The sequence below is a fragment of the Halobaculum sp. CBA1158 genome (genome assembly GCF_021431925.1).
Lineage (GTDB): Archaea > Halobacteriota > Halobacteria > Halobacteriales > Haloferacaceae > Halobaculum.
Map to the genome: position 1 here is coordinate 1,753,863 of NZ_CP090371.1, position 12,817 is coordinate 1,766,679.

15 protein-coding genes and 1 tRNA gene are annotated in these 12,817 nt (G+C 69.9%); 7 read left to right on the forward strand and 9 right to left on the reverse strand.

The window, feature by feature from the left end:
• Positions 1-34: 34 nt before the first annotated feature.
• Positions 35-1,930 (forward strand): DEAD/DEAH box helicase family protein, encoded by a 1,896-nt coding sequence (locus Hbl1158_RS09185; protein ID WP_234296910.1) that lies wholly within the window; start codon positions 35-37, stop codon positions 1,928-1,930.
• Positions 1,931-1,971: 41 nt separating this feature from the next.
• On the opposite strand, the gene Hbl1158_RS09190 is transcribed toward Hbl1158_RS09185, so the two are convergent.
• Together Hbl1158_RS09190 and Hbl1158_RS09195 are read right to left on the reverse strand one after the other, a co-directional pair.
• Positions 1,972-2,526 carry a cupin domain-containing protein gene (locus tag Hbl1158_RS09190; RefSeq protein ID WP_234296919.1) on the reverse strand — a complete coding sequence of 185 codons (555 nt, stop codon included), beginning with the start codon at positions 2,524-2,526 and terminating at the stop codon, positions 1,972-1,974.
• Positions 2,523-3,314 carry a hypothetical protein gene (locus tag Hbl1158_RS09195; RefSeq protein ID WP_234296921.1) on the reverse strand — a complete coding sequence of 264 codons (792 nt, stop codon included), beginning with the start codon at positions 3,312-3,314 and terminating at the stop codon, positions 2,523-2,525. The genes Hbl1158_RS09190 and Hbl1158_RS09195 overlap by 4 nt, the downstream gene beginning before the upstream one ends.
• A 116-nt stretch (positions 3,315-3,430) precedes the next feature.
• Between Hbl1158_RS09195 and Hbl1158_RS09200 the strand changes: the two genes are divergently transcribed.
• Positions 3,431-3,504 (forward strand) — tRNA-Tyr (locus Hbl1158_RS09200).
• Positions 3,505-3,849: 345 nt separating this feature from the next.
• The gene (locus tag Hbl1158_RS09205; protein WP_234296923.1) at positions 3,850-4,683 is read left to right on the forward strand and encodes a DUF4097 family beta strand repeat-containing protein; all 834 of its coding nucleotides are present in this window, start codon (positions 3,850-3,852) and stop codon (positions 4,681-4,683) included.
• Between the two features lie 363 nt (positions 4,684-5,046).
• Here Hbl1158_RS09205 and Hbl1158_RS09210 read toward each other — a convergent pair whose 3' ends face one another.
• The 4 genes from Hbl1158_RS09210 to Hbl1158_RS09225 all read right to left on the reverse strand — a co-directional run bounded on the left by Hbl1158_RS09210 (position 5,047) and on the right by Hbl1158_RS09225 (position 6,778).
• Positions 5,047-5,706 carry a sensor domain-containing protein gene (locus Hbl1158_RS09210; RefSeq protein WP_234296924.1) on the reverse strand — a complete coding sequence of 220 codons (660 nt, stop codon included), beginning with the start codon at positions 5,704-5,706 and terminating at the stop codon, positions 5,047-5,049.
• A gap of 103 nt (positions 5,707-5,809) precedes the next feature.
• Positions 5,810-6,094 (reverse strand): hypothetical protein, encoded by a 285-nt coding sequence (locus Hbl1158_RS09215; protein WP_234296926.1) that lies wholly within the window; start codon positions 6,092-6,094, stop codon positions 5,810-5,812.
• The gene (locus Hbl1158_RS09220) at positions 6,081-6,437 is read right to left on the reverse strand and encodes a hypothetical protein (RefSeq protein WP_234296928.1); all 357 of its coding nucleotides are present in this window, start codon (positions 6,435-6,437) and stop codon (positions 6,081-6,083) included. Before Hbl1158_RS09220 ends, Hbl1158_RS09215 begins: the two co-directional genes overlap by 14 nt.
• On the reverse strand, positions 6,434-6,778 hold the full coding sequence (locus Hbl1158_RS09225) for a helix-turn-helix domain-containing protein (protein WP_234296930.1): 345 nt from the start codon (positions 6,776-6,778) through the stop codon (positions 6,434-6,436). The genes Hbl1158_RS09220 and Hbl1158_RS09225 overlap by 4 nt, the downstream gene beginning before the upstream one ends.
• 166 nt (positions 6,779-6,944) lie before the next feature.
• On the opposite strand from Hbl1158_RS09225, the gene Hbl1158_RS09230 reads away from it, so the two are divergent.
• On the forward strand, positions 6,945-7,721 hold the full coding sequence (locus Hbl1158_RS09230) for a sensor domain-containing protein (protein ID WP_234296932.1): 777 nt from the start codon (positions 6,945-6,947) through the stop codon (positions 7,719-7,721).
• Between the two features lie 32 nt (positions 7,722-7,753).
• Here Hbl1158_RS09230 and Hbl1158_RS09235 read toward each other — a convergent pair whose 3' ends face one another.
• Positions 7,754-8,083 carry a 2Fe-2S iron-sulfur cluster-binding protein gene (locus Hbl1158_RS09235; RefSeq protein WP_234299506.1) on the reverse strand — a complete coding sequence of 110 codons (330 nt, stop codon included), beginning with the start codon at positions 8,081-8,083 and terminating at the stop codon, positions 7,754-7,756.
• 192 nt (positions 8,084-8,275) lie between these two features.
• Between Hbl1158_RS09235 and queC the strand changes: the two genes are divergently transcribed.
• Together queC and Hbl1158_RS09245 are read left to right on the forward strand one after the other, a co-directional pair.
• A complete protein-coding gene (queC, locus tag Hbl1158_RS09240; RefSeq protein ID WP_255764050.1) occupies positions 8,276-9,118 on the forward strand; it encodes a 7-cyano-7-deazaguanine synthase QueC in 843 nt (280 codons plus the stop codon).
• Between the two features lie 264 nt (positions 9,119-9,382).
• Positions 9,383-10,306: a DMT family transporter gene (locus tag Hbl1158_RS09245; RefSeq protein ID WP_234296934.1), complete on the forward strand. Its 924-nt coding sequence runs from the start codon at positions 9,383-9,385 to the stop codon at positions 10,304-10,306.
• Between the two features lie 72 nt (positions 10,307-10,378).
• On the opposite strand, the gene Hbl1158_RS09250 is transcribed toward Hbl1158_RS09245, so the two are convergent.
• Both Hbl1158_RS09250 and Hbl1158_RS09255 read right to left on the reverse strand, forming a co-directional pair.
• Positions 10,379-10,864: an SRPBCC family protein gene (locus Hbl1158_RS09250; RefSeq protein WP_234296936.1), complete on the reverse strand. Its 486-nt coding sequence runs from the start codon at positions 10,862-10,864 to the stop codon at positions 10,379-10,381.
• 127 nt (positions 10,865-10,991) lie between these two features.
• Complete coding sequence (locus Hbl1158_RS09255; RefSeq protein WP_234296938.1) at positions 10,992-11,213, reverse strand: hypothetical protein; 222 nt, start codon at positions 11,211-11,213, stop codon at positions 10,992-10,994.
• A gap of 130 nt (positions 11,214-11,343) precedes the next feature.
• Between Hbl1158_RS09255 and Hbl1158_RS09260 the strand changes: the two genes are divergently transcribed.
• The gene (locus tag Hbl1158_RS09260) at positions 11,344-12,768 is read left to right on the forward strand and encodes a class II fumarate hydratase (RefSeq protein WP_234296940.1); all 1,425 of its coding nucleotides are present in this window, start codon (positions 11,344-11,346) and stop codon (positions 12,766-12,768) included.
• Positions 12,769-12,817: the final 49 nt, after the last annotated feature.

A 12,817-nucleotide genomic window follows, 5' to 3' on the forward strand; every position in this document is an offset into this window, starting at 1 on the left:
GCGCATTTACGCGCCGGCGACGTATCGGCCGGCGATGACGGACGATCCGGGAGCCGACGGCGACGACGGCAGCGGGGGACCCGTCGGCGACGCGCGAGACCCCGACGGCGACGTGCAGACCCCTGACGGCGACTTCACGATCGACGCCTTCTACGACGCCGTCGAGGCCGCGGAACGTCCCGTCCTCACCGCCTCGCGGGTCGCCCGGGAGACCGATCGCAGCCAGGCGGCTGCCCGCGAGGCGCTGGACGCGCTCGCGACCGAGGGGGCCGTCGAGCGCGTCGACGTCGAGAGCGATCCGGTGATCTACTACCCGAGTACCTGGGGCGACCTCGCCGCCCGCGAGCGGGTCGTCATGTTTCCGACGCGACGACAGATCGTCGTCGACCAGCCGACGCAGTACACTCGGGCGATGCTGGCCGACTTCGCGCACCTCCTGGACTCGACCGGGACCGACCCCGGTACGCGAGGGTACCTCTATGAGATCCGCCAGGAGGACGTCTGGGCGGCCCCGTTCGACGACTGCTCGGAGCTGATCGCGCGGATGCGCTCGGTGCTCCCGCGGCGCTCCCCCCACCTGGAGGAGTGGGTCGAGAACCAATGGAAGCGCGCTCGGCAGTTCCGCCTGCGGACCCACGAGGACGGCTACGTCGTGCTCTCGGCCGATCGCGAGGAGCTGATGGGCAACGTCGCCCGACAGAAGCTCGACGAATCCGTGTTGCAGGCGGACCTCTCGGACACCGAGTCGTGGGTGAACGACGAGGCGATCGGTCGCGTGAAGCGCGTGCTGTACGAGGCGGGCTATCCCGTCGTCGACGACCGCGACCTCGAGTCGGGCGAGCCCCTGGAGGTGACGCTGGAGGCCGACCTCCGGGCGTACCAGACCGACTGGGTCGAGCGCTTCCTCGACCAGCGCGCGGGCGTGTTCGTCGCGCCGCCCGGGTCGGGCAAGACCGTCGCGGCGATCGGCGCGCTGACGGCGGTCGGCGGGGAGACGCTGATTCTCGTCCCCTCGCGGGAACTCGCTGCCCAATGGCGCACGGAACTGCTGGCCCACACCGACCTCGACGACGAGGATATCGGAGAGTACCACGGCGGTGAAAAAGAGATCGCGCCGGTGACGATCGCCACCTACCAGACGGCCGGAATGGACCGCCATCGGTCCCTGTTCGACTCCAGGGAGTGGGGGCTGATCGTGTACGACGAGGTTCAACACGTGCCGGCCGACGTGTACCGACGGTCGGCGGACCTCCAGAGCAAACACAGGCTCGGGCTGTCGGCGACCCCCATCCGCGAGGACGACCGCGAGGAGGAGATCTTCACCCTCATCGGCCCGCCCATCGGCACCGACTGGGGCGCGCTGTTCGACGCCGGCTTCGTTCAGGAGCCGGAGGTGGAGATCCGGTACGTCCCGTGGCGCGACGAGGCGGCGCAAAACGAGTGGGCCAGCGCCGACGGCCGCCAGCGCCACATCGCGGCCGCGCGCAACCCCGCGAAGATCGACGAGATCCGTCGCCTGCGCGAGCGCCACGGCGACCTGAGGGCGCTCGTGTTCGCGGACTACCTCGACCAGGGCGAGCGGATCGCAGACGCGCTCGGCGTCCCGTTCGTCTCCGGAGAGACCCGCCACCACGTCCGCCAGCGCCTGTTCGAGGAGTTCCGCCAGGGCGAGCGCCGGACGCTCGTCGTCTCGCGGATCGCCGACGAGGGGATCGACCTGCCGAACGCCGAACTCGCGATCGTCGCCTCCGGACTCGGCGGGAGCCGGAGACAGGGCGCACAGCGGGCCGGTCGGACGATGCGCCCCGCCGGATCGGCGCTGGTGTACGTCCTCGCGACGCGGGGGACCAGCGAGGAGGACTTCGCCCAGCGGCGGATGAACCACCTCGCCGAGAAGGGCGTCCGGATCACCGAGCGAACGGTGGAGTGAGCCGGGCGCGTCGCCGGCGACGGAGTCTCGCGGCGGTGGAGTCAGCCGTCGAGCGGTGCGTCCGCGAACACCGATCCGCAGTCCTCGCACGCGACGATCGGGTCGTTCTCGTCGTCGGTCGCGAACCCCAGGTCGTCGCTCCCGCAGTCGGGACACGGCGCGGGCGTGTGCTCAGACCCGCAGTCGAGACACGAGAATCGAGGATCGTTCCCCTCCGTGTCGAGGCGGAGGCCGTCGTCGCCGCAGTCGGGGCAGGTCACCGGGACCCGGACGTCGTCGCTGTCGCGGGGCGCGCCGAGCGCGAGCGCGACGAGGTCGCCGTCGCCGGCGTTGCTACCGGACTGGTACTCGCCCGGCGCGAACCGGACAGCCTCGCCGGCCTCGACGCGGACACCGCCCTCGAGCGTCTCGAACCGCGCCGCGCCCGCGACGACGACGAACACCTCCTCCTGGTCGGCGTGCGCGTGGAGGCCGCCGGGGAACCCACCGCCGGGTTCGATCCGGTATCGGTTGACGGCGACGTGTTCGGTTCCGAGTTCGCCACCGAGGCGGACGGTCTCGGTCGCGTCGTCGAACGCGACGCGATCCACGTTCACTCGCCTCCGGACTCCTTGTCGTCCGCGAACTCGGGTTCCCCCCACCTGTCGTCCGGATCGACGGGGTCGACCGCGTGGTCGATCTGTTCCTCGGAGAAGTCGGCCTCGTGGACCAGCATGTTCAGTCGCTGCCAGCGCGCGCTCTGCTCGTCCTCGCCCTCGGGGCCGACGCGCGCGCCGTGGGTCTTGAAGAACTCGCCGTCGCGACCCAGACGGCTCCCCTCGCCGGTGTGTTTGTCGAAGGCGACGTCGTACTCCCCGCCCGGTTCGAACTCGCCGACGGGGAAGTCGACGGCCGGTTTGTCGTCGGAATCGCGAGCCTGCACGCGGGCGTCGGCGGCGTTGCGGAAGAACTCGTCGGCGTTGGGGGACTCCCGCGAGGAGGCGGCACGGGCACACGCGAGCGCGGCGTGAACGGCGCAGATCCGGCCGCGCCACTCGCCGGGCTCCCAGCGCTCGGTCGCGAGTTCCTCGTAGCGCTCCACGAGCAGCGCCACGTCCTGGCCGGCGCGCAGGTCCTCGACGACGTACAGGTGGAGGCGGTCCCAGAGGTTCCAGGCGAACCCCGACCGGGCCAGTTCCCACGCGGCCCACGCCGCCGCCTCCTCGTCGGAGCGGCGGACGGCCTTCTGGAGCAGGCTCGACACCGCATAGCGGCTGTAGCCGCCGTCGGTCTCGTCGGCCGCCTTCGGCTCGCCGAAGTCGTTGGTTCCGTCGGCGTCGGGGTCGCGGTCGGACAGTTCGCCGTCCGCGCCGAACGTCGCCTGTCGGTGCTCGTCTTCGGCCATACTCGCGGGTGTTCGTCGCGGGCGATAAACCCCGCGACGGGACCGTGGTTTCGCGTGACGAACCGGGATCGAATGGGAACCCTTAAGTCCGAATCGGCGGGTATTCGATACTGTATCCGGGTTTAGCTCAGCCTGGTAGAGCAGCCGACTGTAGATCGGCTTGCCCCCCGTTCAAATCGGGGAACCCGGACGTTCTGTCGCCGTCACAGCGAGGGAGCGGAGCGACCGAGCCGACGGCGACGAGGCCAATCCGTGACCGATTTGAGCACGGAAGACGCGCGCAGCGGAGCGAGCACGTCTTCAGGAGTTCAAATCGGGGAACCCGGACTTTTCGCGGCACATCGCGAGCGAACGGAGTGAGCGAGCCGTGCCGCGTGAACCCCTTCGTGAGTCGATTTGAACAGACGAGTCGCATCGCACCGTCGATCGGCGACCCGCCCGCCCGGAGCGAACCGAATATATAACCGTTTTCCCGAGTTGTCGAGTCGACAGGTTCCTGTAGCAGTTGATACGTGTCGGTACTGATCCCCTAGCCGTGAGCGACAAACTCACGCGTCGCCGCGTTCTCGCCGGCGGCGCAACGGCCCTCCTGGCATCGGTAGCCGGCTGTAGCGGCGCGACGCCGTTCGTCGGCAAGCGGACCGAACGAACCGAAACGATCGCCGTCGACGGCGCGTCCTCGCTCGCCGTGCGCACCGATCTCGGCGACGTGAGCATTCAGACCGCCGACCGCGACGACATCGACGTACGGATCGTGAAGCAGGCGAGTTCGGTCACGGCCGACCTCTCGGACCTCTCCTTTCGCGTCGACCGCGCGGGAGAAGAGCTCCTCCTCTCCTCGGAGTTCACCGGGGACACCGAGTTCTTCGGCGGGCAGCCGTCGATGTCGCTCGACGTGACTCTTCCGGAGTCGCTTCAGGTCTCGTCGATCCGCAGCAGGGTCGGCGACGTGACCGCCGAGGGCGTCGCCGGCGACCTCGACGCCGAAACCGACACCGGCGACCTCCGCCTCCGAGGGGTCTCGGGGGCCGTCCGCGCGACGGCGTCGGTCGGCGACGTGGTCGTTGAGCGTCCGGACGCGATCGAGCGCGTGACGGCGAGAACCGGCGACGTGACCGTCGACGTGCCGACGGTCGACGCCGACACGACGATCAGCTCGCGGACGGGCGACGTGTCGGCCGCCGTGACTCCGGAGGCCGACGCCGACCTCACCGCGCGAACGGACACCGGCGACGTGTCGGTCGACGGACTCCCGCTGTCGGATTCGACCCGCACGGACGAACTCGTGACCGGTACGCTCGGCTCGGGCGGTCCCTCCCTCGACATCGAGACCCGAACCGGCGACGTATCGGTGTCCCCGCTGAACTGAGCGACAGCTCCCCCGCTTCGGCCCTCCCCCTCTCCGGTCGCTCTCCCGCGTCCGCTCGTCCTCTCGCTTTCCCTCGCTTTGCCTCGGCCCGTCCCCCGCATCCTGCTCTCGCCGGTCCGTGGTCGATCGTCGACGTACGGCCAGCGACGCGGCCCGTCTAGTCGACGGTCGTCATCCTCGAGAAGTCTCCGCCCGACGACAGTTGGGCGACGGAAGCGGCGAAGAGGCCGCGAGGTGACGGCGAAGAGGCACGAGGAAGCGGCGAAGAAGTAACCAAGGATCGCGAGAAACCGCGATCGGGGGGAGGGCCGATGGTCCGCGGGGGAGGGCTCGGGGATCGCGCGACCCCGGTGTGTCGGGTGCTCAGGGATCCGTCGTGGCGTCGTGGTCGTCGGCCGCCCGGCCGTCGGCGAGCGTCGCCGTGACGACGGCCGAGACGCGGCCGAGGAGGTTCGCGGCGTACAGCGTGAGCAGTCCCACGACGACGCCGACGCCGGCGGCGGCGAGCGCGCGTGCGAGCGTGTCGATCCGGTAGACGCCGAGCCGGTAGTCGATCCGGAGGAACTCGCCGTACGCCAGCGGCGCGGCGAGCAGGCCCCAGGTGAGCGAGAACCCTGTCGACAACACGACGAGGGCGACGATGCCCAGCGCCATGCGCCAACAGAGGTACAGCAGTCCCGTCCACGTCTCGCGGGCGAACACGAGTTGCTTGCAGAACTCCGCGACGCCGAGTTCCCGAGAGGGGAACCACGGCGACACCTCGACGCCGAGCAGGCGGCCCGTCAGCGTCGCGTCCGCCCAGACGACCGCGACCGCCAGTAACAGCGTGGCCACCACAGCGACCGGCGCGAGGATCGTGACGCTCAGCCCCAGCGACAGCGAGCCGGCGATCGGGAACACGACCAGGTAGCCGATCCCGATCGGGACTGCCAGCAGGAGGTACAGGAGGCTTCGGTACGTGCGGGGGTCGAGGGGCGCGCTGGCGAACGAGGCCGTCGAGCCCGGAGGGTCGGTTGTCGTCATGCGGCGATCGCGGCCTCGGTCCGAACGACCGTATACCCGGAGCGCCGCCTGTTCGTCCGACGGACCGTCGAAGGATATTAATACGAGATCGATCCGGTCCGGGTCAGGTGCCGTCCAGCGAGTAGATCAGCGCGAGCAGGCCGACGACGTTCGCACAGAGCACCGCGAGCAGCGTCGTCGCGTCGTCGAGGCCGGCGAGCGGCGCGAGGCCGTAGCTGATGCAGAAGGGAGCGACGGCGACGAACGCGATGCCGACGGCGAGGTAGCGCATCGTCGCGCTGTCGTGCCGGCGGTATCCCCGGTAGGCGACGGCGGTGACGGCTGTCCCGGCCAGCGCCGTCGCCGCGGCCGTCGCGAACAGCACCGTCGCGGCGTCAACGGCGGTCATAGATCACCCCCAACACGAGCAGGAGCCCGATCAGTTGACAGCCGGTCACCGCCAGCGAGCGGAGCGTCGGGTCCGTCTCCGGGAGGTTCGACAGCACGAGCCTGAGCAGGATCGGCACCGTCGTCACGAGCACGAGGCCGACACCGAGCAGGAGCCTGCGTCGGCCGCCGGTGTCCCGGTAGCCGTCGTACAGCCTGCGCGCGAGATACAGCGAGAGCACCGTCGCGACGAACAGCGCGGCGAACACCAGAAGCACGACAGTCGGCGACCCGCCGGTGGCGGCCTGGATCGGGGTCGCGAACGCGGCGGGCGCGGGGAGTTCGGTGGAGAGCAGTCCTGTCATTTGAACCCCTCGTAGAGCCTGGTGAAGCGGTCGGCGGCGTCCTGCTCGGGCCGGTCGACCGTGATCTCGAAGCCGGTCTCTGACAGCTCGAGGTGGACCGCCCGGACGCTGGCGCGGTAGGTCTTGTAGTGGTGGCCGTCCGGGTCGAGTTGCTGTTCGTCCTCCAGGAGGCCCGCGTCCTGGAGGCGCTGTACCCTGCGGTACACGGTCGAGGAGTCGGCGTCACACGCCTCGCTCAGCGTCTCGACCGACTTCGTGTCGCCGTAGGTCTCCCGGAGGATCGTCCGCGCGTACTCGTCGCCGAGGAGGTCGACGATCCCGTCGCCGTCGTCCTCGGCCATCGTCACAGGTGTCTCGATGACCCACGAAAAGCGTCCCGAATCGGCTGTCGGTAGCGACACATCGCCTGCGACTTCCCGGTGGATTCGGGTAAACACGGGGCCGCGGTTGCAGGCTGGCCGGATCGACCCGAACGTTTATGATCGGTGCTCGGACAGCTTCGATCGCATGTCGCGAAGCGCGAGCGTCCGACTACGACGCGGGGTCAGGTCGTTTCTCGCGTCGCCGTTGCGCCCGCAGACGTATCTCAATCTGCTGTACCTCTCGCTTGCGGTCCCGCTGGGATTCGCGTACTTCATGCTACTGGCGATCGGGGTTCCGATCGGTCTCGGGCTGGCGGTCGTCGTCGTCGGGATCCCGCTGCTCGTGCTGGTGATCGCGGTCTCGCTCGGCCTCGCGACCGTCGAACGACGCCTCGCGACGTTCCTCCTCGGCGTCGACATGGATCGTGACACCGGTCGGCTCGACGCCGACTCCCGGCGCGAACGGATCGTCGCGGTCGCCACCGACCGGGATACCTGGACGGCGCTCGTGTACTTGCCGAGCAAACTCCTCCTCGGGGTGGCGTCGTTCACCGTCATCACTACCGTGGTGACGACCGGTGCTAGCCTCCTGTTGGTTCCGCTGTACTACGATCAGCCCGGCCTGTACGTCGGCGTCGTCACCGATCGCCCGGTCGAACTCCACCCCGCGCTGTACTTCGGTTGGAACCGACTGCTGGTCGGCTACGAGACGGTGTTCCGGGTGGAGGCCTGGCGAGTCACGACCCTCGGCGAGGCGCTCGCGGTCGCCGCGGTCGGCGCGTTCGTCGTGCTGGCCGGCCTGCAACTGCTGAACTGGCTCGCACGGCTGTCGGGATGGTACACCCGAGTCATGCTCGGGGACACCTACGACGTGATCGGCGCGACCCGTCGCGCGCTCGACCGCGGGACCCGCGGCGCGTAGGAACGGCGAGACACGCCATCACGAGATCACCGCTACTCGCGACCGCCCCAGATCCGTTTGTCCTCGACGATGGAGACAGTCATCGGCTCGCTGACCTCGATCTGACACGAGAGTCGCGGGTACCCGAACCGCTCCGCCAGGCGGTCGTGCCAGTGATCGGAGCCGGGCCCCTCGAGCACGCGGACGCCGCACGTGGCACACAGTCCGCGTCCGCCGCAGTTCGCTCGGGCCGTCACGGCCGCGTACGGAGAGCAGTCGACCCCCGTCCCCGTCTCCGCGTCGGCCGCGAGGAGCGCGTCCCGGAGGATCGTTCCGCGCTCGACTCGCACCGTTGCCTCGCCGTCGGCGTGTCGGACGCGGATCGGTACCCGGTCGGCCGCCGAGTCCGTTCCGTCCGCCCCGTCGACCGGCTCTGTCGCATCGGCTTCACCGGCCTTATCGGTCGCGTCAGTCACACCGGATACACGGTTCGAGGGGGCATAGAGGCGACGACGGCGACCGATCGAGATCGCCGATCGGACAGACACTTCTCCTCGCCGCCGGATCACGCGGGTATGACCGAACGGGAACTCGACGGGTCCGACTCCGGGTCGGCGTCTGAACGTGCGACGAACGGATCCGACGCACCGGCCGCGGTCGTCCTCGTCTCCGGCGGCATGGACTCGGCGACGACCGCGTACGAGGCACGCGAGCGCGGGCACGATCTCCACTTCCTGCACACCTCCTACGGACAGAACACCGAGTCCCGGGAGCGCGAGTGCGCGGAGGCGCTCCGTGCGGAGATGGGGGTCCCTGACGACCGCTATCTCCACATCGAGACGGATCACCTCGCACGCATCGGCGCGTCGTCGCTCACCGACGACGCGCTGGCGGTCGAGGACGCCGATCTCCGGAGGGGCGACGATACCGAGGAGGCCGACGGCGACGAGGACGGCGACGCCGACGAGATCCCCTCGTCGTACGTTCCGTTCCGCAACGCGAACCTCCTCTCGATGGCCGTCTCCTACGCGGAAGCCACCGACTGCGAGGCCGTCTTCGTCGGCGCACACTCGGAGGACTACTCCGGATATCCCGACTGTCGACCCGAGTTCTTCGACGCCTTCGAGACCATGGTCGACACCGGAACCAGGCCCGAGACGAGCATCGACATCGTCGTCCCGTTCGTCGAGAACTCGAAGACCGACATCGCGAGACGAGGCACGGACCTCGGCGTCCCCTACGAGTCGACGTGGAGTTGCTACCGCGAGGCGGCCCCCGCCTGCGGCACCTGCGACGCGTGCGCGTATCGCCTCCAGGCGTTCCAGCGTCTCGGGATCGACGACCCGATTGAGTACGAGGAGCGCCCGGACTACACCGTCGCCGACGCGGGAACCGAACGCGATTCCGGTACCGAGTGAGTCCGTCGAGGCGATCGGTCGCCTCGGGCGACCCTCGACCGCCGAATCTTCTTGTGTGATGACGGGGCCACAGTCGCCGTGACCTGACTCACGACCCGCGGGCGGTCAGCGGTCGAGCGACGACCCGCCCGCGTTCACGGCCGTCTGACCGGTTCGCCGCCGCCGGCCCGACGGGCCTCGTCCGTCGCCAGTTCGCCAGTCGCCGCTCGCACCGCCGCGACCGAGAACCGCAAGCGATACCCGGCGACCGCCGTAGCCTCAGCCGTGCCGACGCTCGCCGCCATCGACGCGCTGGAGGAGCGCGTTCCGCCGCTCGCCGGACTCGGCGTCGCCGTCGCCGCCGTCTCCACGAGCGCGATCCTCGTCGAGTGGAGCGGCGCGCCCAGCCTGGTCAAGGCGCTGTACCGGGTCGTGTTCACGGTCGCGCTGTTGCTCCCAGTAGCGCTCGCGCGGCCGAGCGACCGCGCCGCCTTCCGTCGGCTTCGCGGCCGCGATCTCCTGCTCGCGGTCGCCTCCGGCGTCGCGCTCGCGGTCCACTTCGCATCCTGGTTCGAGAGCCTGCGCTGGACGAGCGTCGCCGCCAGCGTGACCCTCGTCCAGGCGCAGCCGCTGTTCGTCGTCGCCGGCGCGTGGGCCGTGCTCGACGAGCGCGTCGGACCCCGGACCGTCGCCGGCATCGGGGTCGCGCTCGCGGGGATGGCCGTCATGAGCGTCGGCGACGCGCTACTGGGAGCGGCTCCGGCCGTCACGGGACCGGACCCGCTGTACGGCAACGCGCTGGCCGTGCTCGGCGCGGCCACCGCGGCCGCGTACGTCCTGCTCGGGCGCTCGCTGCGCCAGCGGCTCCCGCTGTTACCGTACGTCGTCGTGGTGTACGTCACCTGCGCGCTCGCGCTGCTGGCGGCGACGCTGGCGCGGGGGCACCCCCTCGTCGGCTACGGCACCGACGAGTGGCTGCTGTTCCTCGCGATGGCCGCCGGCCCGGGCGTGTTCGGCCACACAGTAATTAACTGGGCCCTCGCGCACGTCGAGTCGAGCGTCGTCTCCGTCTCGCTGCTTGGCGAGCCCGTCGGCAGCACGCTCCTCGCGGTGCTGCTGCTCGCGGAGTATCCCTCGCCGGTCACGCTGGTCGGCGGCGCGGTCGTCCTCGCCGGCGTCCTCGCCACCGCTCGTGCGCGGGGGTCGTGAGCGGCCGCGCCGTCACGGGTCACCCCGGCACAGCTCACCCCGGTACGGCCGTGCCGATAGGGGTCAGGTCGACTACTCCAGTAACTCTCTGGTCCGGCGGTGCCTGTACCGGAACATCGGCTCGAACCCGATCCATCCGAGCGGCGAGACCGCGCGACCGACCGGTCCGCCCGGCAGTTCGTACCGGACCTCGTCGTCGACGACCGTCTGGTCGCCGCTCTCGTAGAACCGGTGGGTGTGTTGCCACGTCGGGAACGGGCCCTCGGTCATCGTGTCGACGAACGTCGCCCGTCCGGCGTCGAGGTCCGCCTCCCGCTCCTCGATGCGTGACACCCACCGCTGCCGGGGGGCGACGCCGAACGGACGCATGCTCATCTCGATCGTCGTCCCGGTCGCGAGCACCTCCGGGTCCGGCTCGCCGTCCGACCCCGTGACGCGGTCGACTCGGAGGTTCATGAACCCGGGCGTAAGCGCCTCGAGTCCCTCGATTCGGGAGTGAAACTTCCAGACCTCATCGAGCGGCGCGTCGACGCGGACGCGACGGCGGTAAGTCGACATGGTCGAACGTGGGGCCACACGTTCAAACACGCATCGGCGGCGGAGAGAGGAGGGTCGCCTCGGCGTCGGACGGGCAGCAGTAGTTTCGGTGGTCAAAAGCGGCAGTCGTCTCGGCGGCGACGATCGGTCACCGAGCGACGGCGACCGCGACGGCACCGACGAACGCGCCCACGAGAAGGGCGGGTTCGGCGAGCGCGAACAGCGTCAGCGGGACCGCGGCCGCGACGGCGACGGCGACCGACAGCGTCGTCGGCGGGTGATACGTGTCGTCGTGCCGGCCGTTCGCCGGCGATCGGGGATACATCGTCCTGTGTTGGAGGGTCGGTCGTCGGTCGATCCGGGGGCGCATCGCCCCTCGACTCACGCATCAGCCGAGTCACACTTGAACGTGAGCCAGCCGTGTCAACACACCCCGCGCCTTCCGGCGACACACGGCCGTATCGGTGGCTTTTACGACCGCTCCCTCCGAGGCGTCGCGTATGAGCGAGGACACCGACGAGAGCCAGGAGTTCCGCACCGAGTCCGACAGCCTCGGCGAGATGCAGGTGCCGGCGGACGCCTACTGGGGCGCACAGACCCAGCGCGCCCTCGAGAACTTTCCCATCAGCGGCGTCAGCTTCGGCCGCCGGTTCGTCCGCGCGCTGGGCGTGGTGAAGAAGGCGGCCGCACAGGCCAACCGCGACCTCGGCCACCTCGACGGGGACACCGCCGCGGCGATCGTCGAAGCCGCCGACGAGGTCATCGCCGGCGAGCACGACGACCAGTTCCCGGTGGACGTGTTCCAGACCGGCTCGGGCACCTCCTCGAACATGAACGCCAACGAGGTCATCGCCAACCGAGCGGCGGAGATCATGGGCGCGGCGGTCGGCGACCGCGTCGTCCACCCGAACGACCACGTCAACTTCGGCCAGTCGAGCAACGACGTGATCCCGACGGCGATGCACGTCGCGGCGCTGGAGGCCGTCGAGAAGGACCTCGTTCCCGCGCTCGAGGAGCTGCACGCCGCGCTGGAGGAGAAGGAAGCGGAGTTCGACGGCGTCGTCAAGACCGGGCGCACCCACCTCCAGGACGCCACGCCCATCCGCCTGGGCCAGGAGTTCGGCGGCTACCGAACGCAGGTCCAGAAGGGGATCAAGCGCGTCGGCGACACCCGCTATCACCTCCGCGAGCTGGCGCTCGGTGGAACCGCAGTCGGGACGGGTCTCAACACGGATCCGGAGTTCCCCGAGCTCGCGGCCGAGTATATCTCCGAGGAGACGAACACGCAGTTCCGCGAGGCGGACAACCACTTCGAGGCGCAGGCGGCCCACGACGCCATGTCGGAGGCGCACGGCGCGCTCCGCACGGTCGCCGGGAGCCTCAACAAGATCGCCAACGACCTCCGGCTGCTGGCCTCGGGCCCCCGTAACGGTCTCGGCGAGATCGAACAGCCGGAGAATCAGCCCGGCTCGTCGATCATGCCCGGGAAGATCAACCCGGTCGTCGCCGAGGCGGTGAACCAGGTCCACAAGCAGGTCGTTGGCAACGACGCCGCGGTCTCGGCCGGCGCGGCCGAGGGCCAGATCGACTTGAACCTCTACAAGCCGGTGCTGGCCCACAACTTCCTTCAGTCGGCCGAGTTGCTCGCGAACGCGAGTTCGGTGTTCGGCGAGCGCTTCGTCGCCAAGCTGGAGGCGAACGAGGAGTACGCCGCCGAGCGCGTCGAGCAGTCGATGGCGCTGGCGACGGCGCTCAACCCCGCCATCGGCTACGACAAGGCAAGCGAGGTCGCCAAGACCGCCCTGAAAGAGGACAAGACCGTCCGCGAGGTGGTGCTGGAGAAGGGGTACCTCACCGAAGAGGAGGCCGACGAGGTGCTCGACCCCGAGTCGATGACCCACCGCGGCATTCTCGGCGAGGAGTAGCGCTCGCTCCGCGACGCCGGATCGATCCGTCCGCTCGTTCCGGGCGATC